The 16,738-nt window shown below is 71.0% G+C and carries 14 protein-coding genes; 3 read left to right on the forward strand and 11 right to left on the reverse strand.

Annotation, left to right across the window (positions count from 1 at the left end; genetic code table 11):
• Positions 1-86 precede the first annotated feature (86 nt).
• The 5 genes from ACU5E9_RS07585 to ACU5E9_RS07605 all read right to left on the reverse strand — a co-directional run bounded on the left by ACU5E9_RS07585 (position 87) and on the right by ACU5E9_RS07605 (position 7,722).
• Entirely contained in the window at positions 87-2,186 is a 2,100-nt protein-coding gene (locus tag ACU5E9_RS07585; RefSeq protein WP_456813011.1) for an alpha-galactosidase, read from the reverse strand.
• Between the two features lie 195 nt (positions 2,187-2,381).
• Positions 2,382-3,716, reverse strand: coding sequence for an ABC transporter substrate-binding protein (locus ACU5E9_RS07590; RefSeq protein WP_456813012.1), 1,335 nt, complete (start codon positions 3,714-3,716; stop codon positions 2,382-2,384).
• Positions 3,717-3,803: 87 nt separating this feature from the next.
• Positions 3,804-4,724, reverse strand: coding sequence for a carbohydrate ABC transporter permease (locus tag ACU5E9_RS07595; protein ID WP_456813013.1), 921 nt, complete (start codon positions 4,722-4,724; stop codon positions 3,804-3,806).
• The gene (locus tag ACU5E9_RS07600; RefSeq protein WP_456813014.1) at positions 4,721-5,662 is read right to left on the reverse strand and encodes a carbohydrate ABC transporter permease; all 942 of its coding nucleotides are present in this window, start codon (positions 5,660-5,662) and stop codon (positions 4,721-4,723) included. Before ACU5E9_RS07600 ends, ACU5E9_RS07595 begins: the two co-directional genes overlap by 4 nt.
• Positions 5,659-7,722: a beta-galactosidase gene (locus ACU5E9_RS07605; RefSeq protein WP_456813015.1), complete on the reverse strand. Its 2,064-nt coding sequence runs from the start codon at positions 7,720-7,722 to the stop codon at positions 5,659-5,661. The genes ACU5E9_RS07600 and ACU5E9_RS07605 overlap by 4 nt, the downstream gene beginning before the upstream one ends.
• A gap of 168 nt (positions 7,723-7,890) precedes the next feature.
• On the opposite strand from ACU5E9_RS07605, the gene ACU5E9_RS07610 reads away from it, so the two are divergent.
• Positions 7,891-8,913, forward strand: coding sequence for a LacI family DNA-binding transcriptional regulator (locus ACU5E9_RS07610; protein ID WP_456813016.1), 1,023 nt, complete (start codon positions 7,891-7,893; stop codon positions 8,911-8,913).
• Between the two features lie 90 nt (positions 8,914-9,003).
• Here the strand turns inward: ACU5E9_RS07610 and ACU5E9_RS07615 are convergent, their stop codons facing one another.
• A complete protein-coding gene (locus ACU5E9_RS07615; RefSeq protein WP_456813017.1) occupies positions 9,004-9,567 on the reverse strand; it encodes a hypothetical protein in 564 nt (187 codons plus the stop codon).
• 214 nt (positions 9,568-9,781) lie between these two features.
• Between ACU5E9_RS07615 and ACU5E9_RS07620 the strand changes: the two genes are divergently transcribed.
• Positions 9,782-10,051: an acylphosphatase gene (locus tag ACU5E9_RS07620; protein ID WP_456813018.1), complete on the forward strand. Its 270-nt coding sequence runs from the start codon at positions 9,782-9,784 to the stop codon at positions 10,049-10,051.
• A 91-nt stretch (positions 10,052-10,142) separates the two neighbouring features.
• On the forward strand, positions 10,143-10,910 hold the full coding sequence (locus tag ACU5E9_RS07625; protein WP_456813019.1) for a Pr6Pr family membrane protein: 768 nt from the start codon (positions 10,143-10,145) through the stop codon (positions 10,908-10,910).
• Positions 10,911-10,916: 6 nt separating this feature from the next.
• Here ACU5E9_RS07625 and ACU5E9_RS07630 read toward each other — a convergent pair whose 3' ends face one another.
• The 5 genes from ACU5E9_RS07630 to ACU5E9_RS07650 all read right to left on the reverse strand — a co-directional run bounded on the left by ACU5E9_RS07630 (position 10,917) and on the right by ACU5E9_RS07650 (position 16,736).
• On the reverse strand, positions 10,917-11,156 hold the full coding sequence (locus ACU5E9_RS07630) for a hypothetical protein (protein WP_456813020.1): 240 nt from the start codon (positions 11,154-11,156) through the stop codon (positions 10,917-10,919).
• A 303-nt stretch (positions 11,157-11,459) separates the two neighbouring features.
• A complete protein-coding gene (locus ACU5E9_RS07635; protein WP_456813021.1) occupies positions 11,460-12,896 on the reverse strand; it encodes an FAD-dependent oxidoreductase in 1,437 nt (478 codons plus the stop codon).
• Between the two features lie 123 nt (positions 12,897-13,019).
• Positions 13,020-14,642, reverse strand: a complete 1,623-nt coding sequence (locus ACU5E9_RS07640) for a DUF7059 domain-containing protein (RefSeq protein ID WP_456813022.1) — start codon at positions 14,640-14,642, stop codon at positions 13,020-13,022.
• Positions 14,643-14,848: 206 nt separating this feature from the next.
• Positions 14,849-16,003, reverse strand: a complete 1,155-nt coding sequence (locus ACU5E9_RS07645; RefSeq protein WP_456813023.1) for an FAD-dependent oxidoreductase — start codon at positions 16,001-16,003, stop codon at positions 14,849-14,851.
• The gene (locus ACU5E9_RS07650) at positions 15,996-16,736 is read right to left on the reverse strand and encodes a class I SAM-dependent methyltransferase (RefSeq protein WP_456813024.1); all 741 of its coding nucleotides are present in this window, start codon (positions 16,734-16,736) and stop codon (positions 15,996-15,998) included. The genes ACU5E9_RS07645 and ACU5E9_RS07650 overlap by 8 nt, the downstream gene beginning before the upstream one ends.
• Positions 16,737-16,738: the final 2 nt, after the last annotated feature.

The raw sequence follows: 16,738 nt of genomic DNA on the forward strand, positions 1-16,738 counted from the left end.
CGCACCGGGGCCGCGAAAGCGGGCGTGTGGCCGCCTCCGCTCCCCCGAAGCGGCCGCACGGCCGCTTTCGCGACACCGGGCGAGGGTCAGACGGCGTCGAAAGTGAACAGGGCGGCCTGCTCGGGGGTGAGCAGCGGGGCGGGCAGCCCCACGTCGGCGAGCACCGCACCGGTCAGCACCAGCTCGGCCGCGTCGGCGGCGAGCCAGGCCGGCGGCACGGTCTGCACGGTGTGCGGCGCCGGGCCCACGAGCAGCGGGCGCACCCGGTAGCGGCGGTCGCGGTCGAGGCCGGGGAACCGGATCGGGGCGGGCAGCGCGGTGCGCGGCGCGGCCAGCGCGACCTGCGCGAACACCGCGGAGGCTGCATCCAGTGCCACCACGCCGTACAGTTCGAGCGCCGGGTCGGACCCGTCGGCGTGCACGATCACACCGCCGTGCAGCAGCGCCCGGCGCTCCGTGTAGACCGTGATCCAGGCGCCGATCTGGTCGAGCTCGGCCGGAGTGGCCTGGGTGAGGTCCCACTCGATGCCGGCGCTGCCGAACAACGCCGTGGCCAGCCGGAAGCCCAGCGCCGAGGTGCGCCCGGTGGTGTGCGCGGTCGCGGCGCCGAGGTGCCCGCCGAGGTATTCCGGCGGCACGAGCACGCTCGTGTAGCGCTGGATCTGCTGCCGCTCAAGCGGGTCGTTGGTGTCGCTGGTCCAGACCCGGTCGACCCGTTCGAGGATGCCAAGGTCGATGCGGCCGCCGCCGGAGGCGCAGGACTCGATCTCCAGGCCCGGCTGGGCGGCGCGCACGTCGTCGATCAGCCGGTACAGCGCGGCGGTCTGCCGGTGCACGGAGCCGCCGAGCAGGTCGCGGTTGTGGTCCCACTTGAGGTAGGCGATCGGGTACTCGGACAGCAGCGCGGTGAGCCGGCTGAGCAGCCAGGCGTAGGCATCCGGGTTGGCCAGGTCGAGCACCCGCTGGCCACGCCAGGTGGGGGCGGTCGGTGAGCCGAGCAGCCAGTCCGGGTGCGCCCGGGCCAGGTCGGAGTCGGGGTTGACCATCTCCGGTTCCACCCACAGGCCGAAGTCGAGGCCCGCGGCGTGCACCTTTTCGATCAGAGGGTGCAGCCCGTCCGGCCACTTCGCGGCGTCGACGAACCAGTCGCCGAGCGCGCGCTGGTCGTCGGTGCGGCCGGAGAACCAGCCGTCATCAAGCACGAACCGCTCCACGCCCACCTGGGCGGCGGCGTCGACGAGCCGGCCGAGGGTGGCGAGGTCGTGGTCGAAGTACACGGCCTCCCAGGTGTTGAGCAGCACCTTCCGTGGAGCGGTGATGGTCGACCACGACCGGATCCACGGATGCAGCCTGGCGCTGAGGCCGTCCAGCCCCGCGGCGGAGTACACCGCGACGGTCCACGGGCTGGTGTAGCTCGCTCCGGCGGTCAGGCTCAGTTCTCCGGGCGCGAGCAGTTCGCCGGCGCCGAGAATTGCGTAGCCGAGGGCGCTGCGTTCCGCCCAGACCCGCTTGTCACCGCTCCAGGCCAGGTGCACCGCCCAGACCTCGCCGCTGCGGAAACCGAAGCCGGGGGTGCCGGCCACGGTGAGGTAGGAGTCGTCGTGGCCGGGCCGGCCGTGCCGGGACTCCCGGCTCCAGACGCCCTGGCCGAGCAGGCTGCGCTGCGGCCGGCGTTCGTGGCTCCACAGCCCGGTGAAGTCGAGGATCTCCGCGGCCCGGTCGGGCACGGGCAGGATCGCGTCGAGGCCGGCGAGTTCGAGGGTGCCCGCGCCGGTGTTGCTGACCGTGTGCCGCAGCCGCAGGACTCCGTGTTCGGTGAGCTCGACGTCGGTTGTCACGGTGATGGATGCCTGCGCATCCGCCAGCTCGATGGCCAGCGTGTTGTCGCCGAGCTCGCGCACCGCCACCAGGGTGAGGGCCGGGTCGAGGGTGCCGGCGCCGGTGCGGAACCCGCCCAGGGCCGGCCGGCCGCTCCAGCCCTCGGCGAGGGCGGGCAGCAGGCTGAGCCGCAGCGGCACGTCGATGGAGCTCGGGCCGACCGGCGGAACGCTCGCGGCGGCCAGCGCGGCCAGGTCGGCCGGGGACAGGTCGCCGAGGTCGGCTCCCCAGTGCAGGATCACCGGGGTGCCGGGGCCGCTGGCGTCAAGGACGAGGCTGGTGCCGGCGGCACGGAGGTGGTGGATCATGGGGCAACTTTCTTCGACTATCGAACGAACTCGAACGGCCATCCCGCCCGCCCAGCGCATGACTGGCCCACATTCGCTAGTGCGAGTGGCCCGCGAACTAGCAAAAATGGGCCAGTCTGGGTGTGGGTGGTGACATGACCGTACCGCCCGGGCGGATGCGCCGGGCGGTACGGGTGACGCGGTGACGCGGCTGGTCTACTCCGCGACGGGAATGGACTGCGCCTTGAGCGCGTCGATCGTGGCGGCCTGGCCGGTGGTGAGGGCCTCACCGAGGGTGCCGTTGCCGCTGACCGCTGCCTTGAAGCCGTCCGAGACGTCGTTGTACGTCTGGGTCATGGTCGGACCCCAGACGAAGTCAGCCGAGACCTCGCCGGACGCCTTCGCGAAGACGTCGTAGATCGGCTGGTCGCCGTAGAACTCCACGCCCTCCTTGAGCACGGGCAGTTCGAGTCCGTCCTTGGCGGCCGGGTACAGGTTGGCTGCCTCGTTGAGCATGGTGAGCGACTCGCTGGAGCTGTTCAGCCACAGGGCGAACTGGGCGGCCTCGTACGGGTGCTCAGAACCGGTGAACACCGCGGTGGACGAGCCACCCCAGTTGCCGCTGGCCTCGTCGCCGGCTTCCCACTTAGGGGACTCGGCCACCGCCCATTTGCCGGCGGTGTCGGGTGCGCCGCTGGCGATGGAGTTCGCACCCCAGGCCGCGGAGTTCCAGGTCCAGGCCGCGCCGGTGTTGTAGGCGTTGTCCCACTCGGTGGTCCACGCCGGAACCGTCGACACCAGGTCGCGGTCGATCAGGTCCTGCCAGTAGTCGGCGACCATGATCGACTCGTCGCCGGTGAGGTCGACGTTCCAGTTGTCGCCGTCGTTGCCGAACCAGGTGCCGCCGGCCTGCCAGACGAGTCCGGCGAACTGGTTGATGTCACCCTGCGAGAAGTTGGTGATGTACGCGCCGGTGGCCCGAACCTGCTCGGCAGCGGTGGCGTATTCCTCCCACGTGGTGGGGATCGCGATGCCGTTGGCCTCGAAGAGGTCGGCCCGGTAGAACATGGCCATGGGGCCGGAGTCCTGCGGGATGGCGTAGACGGCGTCGTCCTCGTTGAAGCTGACCTGTCCCCAGGTCCAGTCCACGAAGTCGTTCTTGGCTTCCATGACACCCTCGCAGGAGGCCAGGTTGACCAGGCCGTCCTGCACGCGGAAGTTGGGCAGCGCGTCGTACTCGATCTGGCCGAGGTCGGGCGCGTTGCCGGCCTCGAGCTGGTTGAAGAAGTTGGCGTAGGTGCCGCCGTTGCCGTTCGGGCCGGTCTGCACGGCAACCTGGATGTCGGGGTTCGCCTCGTTCCAGACGGCGACGACATCCTCGATGCCGGGGATCCAGGAGGTGAAGCTCAGCTCCACCTTGCCGTCGGCGGGAGCGCACTCGGCTGCGTCGTCGCCGCCGGCCGAGGTGGTGCCGGCAGCGGAGCATCCGGTCAGTGCGACCGTGGCCGCGGTGAGCAGGGCAACAGTGGCCGCTCGTTTCGTGATTCGCATTATTTTCCTTCGTTGGAGGGTGTGCTGAATGAAATGGTGCTGGGATGGTGCGGGTAGGGCGGGTTGGAACGGTCGGGAAGAAGAGGGTTACTTGACGCTGCCGGCGCCGAGGCCGTTGCGCCAGAAGCGCTGCAGCAGCAGGAAGAGGATGATCAGCGGGATGATCGACAGCAGCGCGCCGATGAGCACGTAGCCGCGGAGCTCGGGGATCTGGTTCACCTGCGAGTTCCAGGCGTAGAGGCCGAGCGTGACCGGGAACAGCGTCTCGTCGCGCAGCATGATCAGCGGCAGGAAGAAGTTGTTCCAGATGGCCACGAACTGGAACAGGAACACCGTGACCAGGGCGGGGAACATCAGCTTCACCGAGACGGTGAAGAAGGTGCGCAGCTCGCCGGCACCGTCGAGCCGGGCGGCCTCGATCAGTTCGTCGGGCACGCTCGCCGAGGCGAAGATGCGGGTGAGGTACACCCCGAACGGGCTGACCAGGCTGGGCAGGAACACGGCCCAGAAGGTGTTGGTGAGGCTGACCTGGCTGAAGATGAGGAACAGCGGCAGCGCCAGCGCGGTGGCGGGCACGAGGACCCCGCCGAGCACGATGTTGAAGAGCAGTTCCCGGCCCGGGAAGCGGTACTTGGCCAGGGCGTAGCCGGCCATGGCGGCGAACAGGGTGGCCAGCAGGGCGCCGGCGCCGGCGTACAGCGCGCTGTTGAGCATCCACTTGAGGAAGACGCCGTCGCGGTAGGCGACCAGGTTGCCGATGTTCGCGAACAGGTTGAAGTCGGCGAACCAGAGCGGGTTGGTGCTCGTGAACTGGCTGCTGGACTTGGTGCCGGCGATGAACAGCCACCAGATCGGGATGAGGAAGTAGAGCGTGAAGACGAGCATCACGGTCATGGCGCCGACCCGGGAGAGCGGGCTCTCCTTGGGTCCCTTCGGGGCGGGGGCGGCGGATGCCCTGGGCCGCTTCGGCGTGCGGGCGACGGTGGGCGACTCGGTGAGGGCGCTCATTTGCCTTCCTTCCGCTGGGTGAACTTGAGGAACGAGAACGACAACGCGAACGTGGCCAGGGCCAGCACGACGCTGAACGCGGCGGCGAGGTTCACGTTGGGGATCGAGGAGGTGGAGTAGACCATCAGGTTCGGGGTGAACGTGCTGGTCACCGCGGAGCTGAAGGAGCGGAACACCTGCGGCTCGGCGAGCAGCTGCAGGGTGCCGATGATGGAGAAGATGCCGGTGAGCACGATCGCGGGCATGATCAGCGGGATCTTGATCGACCAGGCGATGCGCAGCTGCCCGGCGCCGTCGAGGCGGGCGGCCTCGTAGATCTCGGTGGGGATGGCCAGCAGGGCCGAGTAGATGATGAGCATGTTGTAGCCCACGTAGACCCAGGTGACGACGTTCGCGATCGCCCAGAGCACCAGGTCGGCGGAGAGGAAGCTGACGTTGCTCGTGATGGCCGTGAACGGCGACAGGTTGGGTGAGTAGAGGAAGCCCCACATGATGGCGGCGATGACGCCGGGCACCGCATACGGCACGAAGAACGCGAGCCGGAAGAAGCGCTTGCCGCGGAGCAGCGGCGAGTCCAGCAGCAGCGCGAAGATCAGCGCCAGGCCGAGCATCACCGGCACCTGCACCACACCGAAGGCGAGCACCCGGGTGATCGACTCCCAGAACGGGCCGTTCTGGAACACCAGGATGTACTGGGTCAGGCCGCCGAACACCTCGGTGGCCTTGCCGAAGGTGCCGTCCCGCTCCACGACGAGCAGGGACTGGTAGATCGCGTAGCCGATCGGCACCAGGTAGAACAGGGTGAACAGGATGGCGAAGGGCACGATGAAGATCGCGATCGCCTTCGGGTGCGCCACCTTGGTCTTGCGGGGCTTCGGATCCGGGCGGCGGGGTGCCGAGCTCCGGGCATCCGCGGCCGGAATGGCTGGTGCGCTCATGATGCGGTGTCCTCTCTGAGTACGCGTACGGCTCCGGCCGGTACGCGCAGGGTGCGGGCGACGTCGGCGCCGGTGACGAGCTCGACCCCCGCCGCGCTCACCTCCACGTCGGTGTCGCCGTGGTTGATGATGAAGCGGTAGGAACGGTCGGGTGCGGCGCGGCGGATGACCTCGACGAGGCCGTCGCCCTCCGGGCCGGCGGCGGTGACGCGGGCCTGCCCGGCGATGGTGCGCAGCAGGTCGCGGTAGGTGTCGGCGGTCGGGGCGGTGGCGAGGTACCAGGCGGTGCCGGCGCCGTGCCGGTTGCGGGTGAGGGCGGGCACGCCGGGCAGGGCGCCGTCGGTGTAGTGCGCCACGGCGTCCGCGCCGGCCAGGTGCAGCCGTTCGGTCCAGAGGGTGCCGGCGGCGTCGCCGGCCAGGCCGATTGCGGCGTGCAGGCCCACGGTGGTGCCGGGGGCGAGCGGCACGAATTCCTCCACCCGCACGCCGAGCAGGTCGCGGAACGCGCCGGGGTAGCCGCCGAGCCGCACCCGGTCGTCTTCGTCGACGATGCCGCTGAAGAAGGTGACCAGGGCGTGGCCGCCGTCGGCGACGAAACCGGCGAGGTTGTCGGCCTGGGCGTCGGTTACCAGGTACAGGGCGGGCGCCACGACGAGGCGGTAGCCGCTGAGGTCGGCATCCGGGGAGACGACATCGACGGTGACACCCAGGCGGTGCAGCGCGGCGTAGCCGGCGTGCACCTGCTCGAGGTACTTCACCGACTGGGACGGCCGGGATTCGCCGTCGCCGGCCCACCAGGCTTCCCAGCTGAACAGGATCGCGGCATCCGCCACGACCCGGGTGCCGATGATCTCGTCGAGCCGGTCGAGGGTGGCGCCGAGTTCGACGACCTCACGCCAGAGCACGGTGTCGGTGCCGGCGTGCGGCACCAGGGCGGAATGGAACTTCTCCGACCCCTGCTGCGACGCGCGCCACTGGAAGAAGCAGATCGCCTCGGCGCCGCGGGCCACGTGCGCCAGCGAGTTGCGGGTCATCTCCCCCGGCGCCTTGGCCAGGTTCAGCGGCTGCCAGTTGACGGCGCTGGTGGACTGCTCCATCAGCAGCCAGGCGTTGCCGCCGGCGAGCCCGCGGGTGAGGTCGGCGGCGAAGGCCAGCTCGGTGGTGGGGTCGGCGAGGCGGTGGTCGAGGTAGTGGTCGTTGGCGACGACGTCGACGGCGGACGCCCAGCGCCAGTAGTCGAGGTTCTTGATGTGCGCGGCGACCATGAAGTTCGTCGTGACGGGCACGGTGCTGTGGCGGCGGAGCACGGCCTCTTCGGCGCGGTAGTAGCCGAGCAGCTCGTCGGAGCTGAAGCGCTGGAAGTCGAGCACCTGGCCGGGGTTGCGGCTGGAGAGGGTGAGCCGGGGGGTGTGCACCTCGGCCCAGGCGGTGTAGCGCTGGCTCCAGAAGCTCGTGCCCCAGGCCGCGTTGAGGGCGGCGATGCTGCCGTACTTGGTCTCGAGCCAGCCGCGGAAGGCGGCGGCGGTGTCGTCGTCGTAGCAGAGCGCGTTGTGGCAGCCGAGTTCGTTGGAGACGTGCCAGAGAACCACGGCAGGGTGGCTGCCGTAGCGGATCGCGACCTGCTCCACCAGGCGCAGCGCGTGCTCGCGGAACACCGGCGAGCTCGGGCACCAGGCCTGGCGTCCGCCCGAGTAGCGGGTGGTGCCGTCTTCGGTTTCGGGCAGGATCTCGGGGTACAGCGTGGTGAGCCACGGCGGCGGGGAGGAGGTGCCGGTGCCGAGGTTCACCCGGATGCCGTGGTCGTGCAGCAGGTCGATGATGGTGTCCAGCAGGGTGAAGTCGTACTCCCCCGGTGCGGGCTCGAGGGCGGACCAGCCGAAGATGTTGATCGCGACGAGGTCGACGCCGGCCTGCTGCATGAGGAGCACGTCCTCGGCCCACACGTCGGGGCCCCACTGCTCGGGGTTGTAGTCGCAGCCGTAGGCGATGCCGTTCTGCACGAACGGGGTCGCCGGGGTGACCTGGTGCGTCACGGCCGGGGTGGCTACTGGGGTGTTCATCTGCTCCTGCTTCTGTGCACCGGCCTCAACCGGCCGGCCTCGATACGACGTTCTGTGAACGTGCACAGATCGAGGAGTGAAAGACTCCTCATTGAGTGTCTGTGAACGTACACAGAGTAGGTACAGCGCGGCCGCCGTGTCAAGCCGGACGACCGGTACAGTTATCGAATGGTGACAAATCCGGGGCGGCGCAAGCGCGCGACGATCCACGACGTCGCCGCGGAGGCCGGCGTCTCCCGCGGCACCGTGAGCCGGGTGGTGAACAACGAACCCTACGTCTCGGCCGAGGCCCGCATCGCCATCGAGGCCGCCATCGAGAAGGTCGGCTACGTGCCGAACACCGCCGCGCGCAACCTGGTGATGCAACGCTCCCAGGCCGTGGGCCTCATCGTGCACGAACCGCATTCCCTGTTCCTCGAAGACCCCAACATCGGCGAGATCCTGCTCGGCGCCAACTCCGCGCTCTCCCGCGCCGACTACCAGCTGGTCAGCCTCGTGATCGAGTCCGACCGCGATACCGAGCGGGTGGCCCGGTACCTCAGCGGCGGTTTCGTCGACGGCGTCGTCGTGGTGTCAGCGCGGGAACAAGACCCGATCACCCGGGTAATCGAGCGGCTAGACCTGCCGGCCGCATTCGTCGGGCATCCGCAGGACCTGCGCGAGCTGCCCTACGTGGGAATCAACAACCGGGCCGCGGCGCGCGGCATCACCGAGCGCCTGATCGGCACCGGCCGCCGCCGCATCGGCATGATCGCCGCGGCCCTGGACCGGGACTCCGGCTCCGACCGGCTGGCCGGCTTCACGGATGCGCTCGGCGACCGGTTCGACCCCGCCCTGGTGGCCCCGGTGCCGCTCTACACCTACGCCGACGGCCGCGACGGGATGCGCGCCCTGCTGGCCCGCGACCCGCTCATCGACGGGGTGTTCGCGGCGTCCGACGTCATCGCCGCCGGGGCCCTGAACGCGCTCCGCGAGGCGGGTCGCCGGGTGCCGGAGGACGTGGGCATCGTCGGCTTCGACGACAGCGCCTGGGCCCTCCGCTGCCAGCCGTTGCTGTCCACGGTGCGCCAGCCCGCCAACGGCCTCGGCCAGCGGGCGGCCGAGTCGGTGCTCAGCCAGCTCCGCGGAGAACCCGCCGAGCTCGGCGGCATCCTGCTCGACACCGAAATCGTCTGGCGCGACTCCGCCTAACTGTTCCCCGTGCGGACAAAAGGTCTCGGCACACCGGGTGCATTTGTCCGCACGGGGAACAGTTGCGGCGGCTCACGGCCCTGGCTGCAGCTACTGGTCGTCGAGGTGGCGCGCGACCTCCGCGAGGACGCCCGACTGCAAGCCCAGGGATCCCCGCCAGTCCCCCGGGAGGGTCAGCGCGTGGCCCGCGCCCGGCACCGAATGCAGGCGCGCGTCCGTGGTGCCGACTCGGTCCGGTTGCCAGAACGCATCCAGCCCGCCGCCGACGGCCAGGTCCGCGGGCGTCCCGTCGCGCAACGCCCGGGCGACCGGCGCCTCGGTCAGCAGCGGCGTCAGCCAGACGCCGGGGATGCCGGCCCGTCGGGCCCAGGGCAGCGCATAGGTGCCGAACGATTTGGCCACCACGAGCCGACGCGGGCTCGGCGGGCTGGCCGCGAACGCCTCGGCCACGGCCGCCTCCACGAACGGCAGCGGATGCGCCTGGGCGTCGTCGTCCACCGTCCAGTCCACGGCCTGCACGTGCCAGCCGCGCTCGGCGAGCAGGGTGGCGCACCAGTACAGCAGCGGCGCCTGCACCGAGTAGTTCACCCCGGGTAGCAGCACGGCGACGGGCGCATCCGCCGACTCGGCCCGCGCCCAGGCGTAAGAGGTCATGCCCCGACGGTACGCCCCGACGCCCGTCCCCGCCTAAGCAACCCGCCCGCCACGAGACTCCGACGACCGCGGCAGCCGGCAATTGGTCCCGCACCGGGCAAGTGGTCCCGGCACACCGGGTGCATTTGTCCGCACGGGGAACTGTTGCGGCGAGGCGAGCCGGATTGCGGGCTGCGGGTTGTCGGGGCGGCGGCGGACGCACACAATGGGGAGCGTGAGTCGCAAACGGGTGATTGTGAACGGGATGGTGCAGGGCGTGGGCTTTCGGTACTACACCGAGGCGCAGGCGAGCACGCTGGGGCTGGGCGGATACGTGCGCAACCGGTCCGACGGGGCGGTCGAGGCCGAGATCGAGGGCGATGACGCCGCCGTCGAGCGGATGCTGGCCTGGCTGCACACGGGACCGCGGTCGGCGAACGTGCAATCGGTGCAGGTGACCGACCTCGCGGAACACGGCGAGGCGAGCTTCAGCATCCGCCTCTGACCGGCGCATTCGGCACCGCCTAGAACACCGGCGGCACCGCCCGTTCCGGGCCGTGGACCGGGCCGGGGGCACTCTGGCGTACCGTGGAAGTATGGGCGCGCAGGCATCCGGTCCCGACCGGACTGGACCAACCGTGCGCGAATCCTCCCGGCCGCGGGAGGAAGCGGAGGCGCGCGAGCCGTTGCGCGCGCGCGGACGCTTCACCGTGCGGCACGGCTACGGTGTCGGCCGGCTGCTGCTCGCCGCCGCCGGCATCGTCGGACTGATCGGCAATTACGAGTATGTGCTGCTGTTCCCGACCTTCGCGGCGTACAACGTCTTCACCTATTTCACGGTGCAGAGCGCGATCGCGGCGGTGGTCGCGTTCGTCCTCGGTGCGATCGTGGCGTTCCGGCGGGAGCGCGACCCGCAGTGGCTCGACCTGTTCCGGGCCCTGATCACGACGTACATCCTGGTCTCGGGCATCGTCTTCCTGACCATCGTCATCCAGTCATCGTCACGGGACTACTCGATGGAGGTGCCCTGGCCCAGCCAGGTGCTGCACTTCTACATCCCCACGATCGCCGTGCTGGACTGGTTGACCGACACCGGCAAGGCCCGGCTGTCCTGGCGCTTCCTGCGCTGGATCCTGCCGTACCCGCTGGCCTGGGGCGTCTTCACGCTGGTGCGCGGCTCCGTCGTGGGCTGGTACCCGTACTTCTTCCTCGACCCGGCGCAGGTGAGCGGTCCGCTGGAGACCGTGGCGTATTGCCTGGTCGCGGTCGTCCTGTTCCTGGGCATAGCGGCGGTGCTGGTGGCCACATCCCGGCTGAGCTGGCGGCCGCGCACGCGCGGCTCCGGCAGCTCGGTGCCGAACTAGGCCCGGCTACTCGACCGGCACGAAGGTGTACTGGCTGGTGAGGTGCTCGGACTCGCAGGTGCCGCAGTAGAGCACGCCGGAGGCCTGCATGGCCGAGACCCGGGGCGAGCACTGGATGACCTTGGGGCCACAGCACGGCGAGATCACCATGAAGGCGCCCGGCTCGGCGGCCGCATGGCCGCTGAGGCTGCGGTGGTGGTGGCTGCCCTCACAGGGCAGGGCGGCGTCGAAATCGAGCAGAGACACGGGATCGAGATTAGTCAGGATGTACATGGTTCACGGTCAATCAGCAGAGGCATTGGCCGCGGAGCAAGTGGGACACCGGGATCGCGACCGCACCCGGTGGCCGACGGCGGTACACGATTACCCCAACCGGACTCCGTCGGCACGACCAGTCGGGAAACGACTGGACCTCCCCACAGGGGTGTCCCTTATTGGACGGCCCCTTCACCGACTAGACGTTTCCAGGAGCTTACACCGGAACTCTGAGTTTTGCTCGTTAATTATCGCGGATGCGTCCGGGCCGCCGTCGCAATGAAAAAACCCTGGTCAGGGCACAGGAGTGGCGGTGGCGAGCACCGCGAATGGCTCGAGACTGCGCAGTGCGGCGTCGGTGAATTCGGTGTCATCGGCCTTCGCCAGTGCAAGCGCGTGCTCTCCGCTGACGAAGCCCACCAGGATCGGCTGGCCGGTTAGCGGCAGCATGTTGACCCACACCCGGAAGTCGAAGGTGTCGTCCCCGACGGTGGTCCACACAGTCGCGTCGGTGTCCCAGAACGGCTCGTCGAAGCGCAGCCAGATCTTGTCGAGCGTGCCCATCCCCAGCGCGGCGATCGCACCGCGGTGCGCGAACGGCAGCGCCGGCACGAACTCGATCACGTCGCCCTGCAGCACGCCCAACGGCACGGTCACGATGGCGCGGTCCACGGTGAGCGACTCCCCGGTGCCCAGGCGCAGGCTCACGGATGCGTCGGTGTACGCGATGCGGGTCACCACGCTGGAGTAGAGCACCTCGAGGTCGGTGGCGGCGTCGTCGATCAGCGCGCTGTAGCCGCCGAGCACGATCCGGGTGTCGTCCGCGGGCGATGTGGCCGGTGTCGGGGCGTACCAGCTGGACATCTCCTCGGTCGGCGCACCGGATTCGAGGGTGGTGGCGGTGGCGAGCTGGTAGTCCAGCCAGTCGGCGTTCGAGACGCCGGCGTCGCCATCCGATTGGGAGATGGTGGCGGAGCCGGTGGCGATGAGTGCCTTGGCCAGGGCGGTGTCCTGGGCCTGTTCGGCCGCCCAGGCCAGCGCAGCGGTCACGGCCTCCGCGCCGACCGGGGAGACCTCGGTGGGCGTGCCGTCGGGGGTGCGCACCTCGGTGACCGGCTGGAACTCGGCGTGCGAGACCTCCAGGCCGGTCAGTTCCTCGTCGAGGGAGGTGGTGCTGGCGGAGACGATGAACGACGGGCCGAGTTCGACCGGGATCGGCCAGGCGTCGGTCGTGACGGTCTGGATGCGGCCGCCCAACCGGTCGCGGGCCTCGATCACCATCACGGTGAAGCCGGCGTCGGCGAGTTGGCGGGCGGCGGCGAGTCCGGCGATGCCGGCGCCGATCACGGCGACCCGCTCCCCCGGTTCGGCGAGGTCTTCCAGTTCCCTGGCGGCCCGTTGGCCCGCCCCGCGGGCGCCCTGCACGGTGCCGGGGGCGTCGGCCGAGACCGCTTCGCCGGTCAGGAAGAGCCGGTCCAGGATGGGTTCGGCGAGGTCTTCACGCTGCTGCGGGGTGGAGGAGACCGCCGCGAAGCTGTAGGAACCGCGGGCGAACGGGTCCTCCGACCAGGAGGTGCGGAGCATGGCGGCCGGCTGCGGCACGAGGGACGGCGCCGGCGTGGTGGTCGGGGTGGGCGTTCCCGTCGGGGTGGGCCGGGAGGGCACGCATCCGCTGAGCGCGAGCACGGACAGCCCGGACAGGGAGCCGATCAAGAAGGTCCGACGTTCCATCGTTCACTCGCGTCAGGTGACGCACTCCTCTCGGCCCCTCGAAGTGGTATCCCTCACGCTACCTCAGCGCGCGGCCGCCGGCTCCCGGCCGGGTGGGCGCGCCGGGCGGGCGGATGCGCCGGGTCAGGCCGTGGGCGGCTGCAGGAAGCCGTCGTCGAGCAGCGCGCGCACCCGCGGCAGCAGCTCGGCGCGGAGGGCGCCGGCGTCGGCGTCGAGCAGCTGGGCGATCGCGTCGATGATCGCGCCCACCGGCAGTTCCCCGTCGCAGGCGCCGATCAGGGCGGCCTGGGCGGTATCCAACGGCACCGACCGGCCGAACCCGCCGCCCTGGTGCAGGGTCATCAGGGTGGGGTCCTCCTGGCCGGGCCAGAAGTGCCGCTCCTCGGTGACGTCGGAGGCCACCGTGAGGGTGGCGCGGGCCAGGGCGTCGTCGTCCAGCCCGGCGTGCCAGTCGTGCGCGGCCAGGCAGTCCGCGAGGTGGCTGCCGATGCCGGCCGCGTTGTGGCCGAGGGCCTCAGGAAGGCGCTCCAGGCGCAGCAGGCGGGGGCGGGCCGGTGCGGACCGGCGGGCACGGGCATCCGTACCGGGGCGGCGCAGCAGCATGTAGCCGAAGCCCACCTGGCGTACCCCGCGGGCCTCGAAGTCGTCGAGCCAGGCGCCGTACAGCCGGTCGAAGTCGGGGGTGTCGGGGCGGGTCCCGCCGTCGCGGATCCAGGTTTCGGCATAACCGGTGGGCAGCTGCACCTCGCGTTCGATGATCCAGGCGTCCAGCGGCGCCTCGTCGCCGGCGGCCGGCCGGTCCACCCAGCCGGCGAGCCGGTCGAAGGCCTCCGCGCCGTCGTGGTACTCCCAGTTGCCCAGCAGCTGGGCGACGCCGCCCGCGGTGAGGTGCTCGGCCGCGCCGCGCACCACGGCCTCCACCAGGGCGTCGCCGACGAGGCCGCCGTCCCGGTACTCGTAGCTGGGCACGCCCTCCACCCGCGGGGTGATCACGAACGGCGGGTTGGAGATGATGTGGTCGAAGCGCTCGCCCACCACCGGGTCGAACAGGCTGCCGAGCCGGAACTCGATGTTCTCAACGCCGTTGAGCCGTGCGTTCAGGGCCGCCAGCTCGAGGGCCCGTTCGGAGATGTCGGTGGCGACCACGCGGCGGGCGTGCCGGGCGGCGTGCAGCGCCTGAATGCCGCAGCCGGTGCCGAGGTCCAGGGCGCTGTCGACCGGGGTGGGGATCATCAGGGCGCTGAGGGTGAGCGATGCGCCGCCGACGCCGAGCACGTGGTTCTCGCCGAGGGCGTGGCCCAGCGCCAGTTCGCCGAGGTCGGAGGTGATCCACCAGCTGCCGGCGCCGTGGGCGTCGACGAAGCTGTACGGTCGCAGGTCAACGAGCGGATGCACCTGCGCCGGCCCGGTGTCGAGCGTGGGTTCTTCGGGGGTGCCGCCGTGCGCGTGGTGCGCGCCGAGCAGGCCGAGGCGCTCGGCGCCCGCCACACCGAGCGTGGGCAGGGCGGCGTCGATCTCGGCCCGCGCCACGGGCATCCCGAGCACGAACAGCTGGGCGAGCGCCACATTGGGTTCGGGCACGGTGAGGGTGGCGCGCAGCCGGGCGAGCGCCCGCAGGGCCGGCACCCGCTGGTTGCGGTGCAGCGCGGCATCCGCCTCGATGCCCCACAGCCCGGTCAGGGCCGTCACGGAGAAGTTGGCGGCGGCGAGGTCGGCGCGGAGCAGGTCGATCAGGGGTGCGGTCACCCTCCCATTCAACTGCACTGAGCTGGTTCGACTGCACGGCGGTTCAACTGCACGGCGCCGGTTCAACTGCACTGCGCTGGTTCAACTGCACGGCGCCGGGTGCACCCCACGGCGCAACTGTTCCCGATGCGGACAATTGCACCCGGTGTGCCGGGCCCAATTGTCCGCACGGGGAACAGTTGCTCGGGGAGACCGAGGCTGGGCGGTCAGAGCCAGCGCATGGTGAAGGCGCGGGCGAGCAGGCCGTTCAGCGGCGGCATGGCCAGGATACGCACGGCGGCGTTCCGCAGCCGCAGCCGGTGCCCCTGCGCCGGGCTGCCCATCGCCATGTTGAACCCGGCCTGCCGGGCGGCGCGACGGGCGCTGCGCCGGCGCACCCGGTCGTAGTCGCCGAGGGTGGCCCTGGCCTCGATCGGCAGGGCGAGCGCGTGCTTGAGCGCGGGCGCCAGCGCCAGCGCGTCGAGCCAGCCCAGGTTCATGCCCTGTCCGCCGATCGGGCTGATCTCGTGCGCGGCGTCGCCCACCAGCACGACCCGGCCGCGCACCATCTCCGTCGCCAGCCGCTGCCGAACCGCGAACGAGCTCGGGGTGGCATCCGACGGCGGCAGCAGCACGCCGGTGCGGTCGTGGATGAGCGCGCTCAACTCGGCGATCGACGCATCCGTCATCAGGGTGGGCGTCATGGCCACCCAGCGTCGGCGGCCGCTCGGCAGCGGGAATGACTCGACGACCCCGCCGGCCTCGAAGAACAGCACCGCCTCGCTGCCGTGCTCGCCGGTGTCGGGGTAGTCGGCCATCAGGTAGGTGTTGCTGCTGCCGACCGGCCGGGTCGAGATCCCGGTGGCCCGGCGCAGGTGCCCGCGTGCGCCGTCGGCCACCACTACGTAGCGGGCGATGCCCAGGAGCGCGCCTGCGTCCGTGCGGTCCGGGTCGGGGTGCTCCGCGTACACGTTCACGTGGTCGCCGCGGTCTTGCAGCGAGCCGACCAGCACGCCCGAGCGCAGACGGCCGGGCTTCAGCTGACCGAACCGTTCGCGCAGCACGGCCTCGGTCTCGTACTGCGGCAGTGCCACCACGAACGGGAACCGCTCGGCGACCCGGCTGAATGACAACCGCCCGAGCGTGCGCCCGCCGCAGCGCACGCTGCCCGCTTCGATGCGCACCGCCTTTGCCAGCACTTTGTCGGCCACGCCCACCTGGCGCAGCACCTTCATCGACGGCGGGTGGATGCCGATCGCCCGCGCCTGCATCGACGGTTCCGTGCGGCGTTCGAACACCTCCACGTCCAGGCCGTGCTCGGCCAGCAGGCAGGCCAGCAGGATGCCGACCGGGCCGCCGCCCACAATGATCACGTCACGCACGCGCTGCCCCGTCCTGCTTGATCCCGGCGGCCGCGGCGCCCGGCGCACTCCAGCGCAGCACCAGCCGGTAGGGCCGCTCCCGGCGCACTGTCCAGCCCGGCGGCGCGGCGGCCTCGAGCTCGGCGAAGGTGAAGCTGCGCCGGATCGAGGTGAGCCCGTCGGCGCGGATATAGGAGTCGCGGAAGAACGGCCAGGTGCCCAGGCCGAAGCCGAGGTACGCGAGCGGGGCCCGTTCGATGTCGCCGTGCAGCACCAGGCCGCGGCTGAGCCGTTCGGAATCCGCCAGCAGCGCGCCGAGGTCGGCGGCGCCGAGGTGGTGCAGCACGTGGTTGGAGAGAACGGTGTCGTAGCGCTCCCCCGCGCTCACCAGGTCGCCACTGTGCGCACGACGGAATTCCAGCCCGGGCAGCGGTGGCTGGCCGGTGGCGTATTCGTGCGCCCGGGCATCCGGGTCGATGGCCGTGACGGTCAGGCGCAGGCCGTCGCGCGCGGCCCACCGGGCCAGCGCCCGGGCCACGTCGCCCCCGCCGGAGCCGATGTCCAGCAGCGCGTGCGGGCGACTGGCCGACAGGCGCGGCCGGATGTCGCGCCGGTAGCTGTGCCGAAGGCCCGACACCACGGCGTTGACGAGCCGGAAGTCGGCGTAGGTGCGCCGGAGCGCCTCGGGGTCGCACGCCGGGTCGTCCATGATCTCGACGGCGTCGACCGCCCGGTCGCGGAGCGTGGGAAGCACGG

The organism is Cryobacterium sp. AP23, assembly GCF_054075385.1.